This is a genomic window from Streptomyces tyrfis (genome assembly GCF_037034285.1).
GTDB lineage: Bacteria > Actinomycetota > Actinomycetes > Streptomycetales > Streptomycetaceae > Streptomyces.
Genome location: NZ_JBAGJZ010000134.1, coordinates 1 through 352, shown reverse-complemented (window position 1 = coordinate 352; position 352 = coordinate 1). Strand labels below are relative to the sequence as shown.

1 protein-coding gene is annotated in these 352 nt (G+C 73.3%); it reads left to right on the top strand.

What is annotated here, in order from left to right:
• Positions 1-352, top strand: a 352-nt coding sequence (locus WA762_RS35545) for an HAD-IC family P-type ATPase (protein WP_335941720.1), incomplete at both ends; no start/stop codon positions are given.

Here is a 352-nt window from a genome sequence, read left to right as displayed (position 1 = left end):
CACCGCCGCCTTCACCGCGGCCGTCGCCGTCCTCATCATCGCCTGCCCCTGCGCCCTCGGCCTGGCCACCCCCACCGCCCTCATGGTCGGCACCGGACGCGGCGCCCAGCTCGGCATCCTCATCAAGGGCCCCGAAGTCCTGGAGACCACCCGCCGCGTCGACACCGTCGTCCTCGACAAGACCGGCACCGTCACCACCGGCCGCATGACCCTCCTCGACGTCCACACCACCGACAACACCACCGAGGCCGAAGTCCTCCGCCTCGCCGGCGCCCTCGAACACTCCTCCGAACACCCCATCGCCCAGGCCGTCGCCACCGGAGCCGCCGAACGCACCGGCCACCCCCTCCCC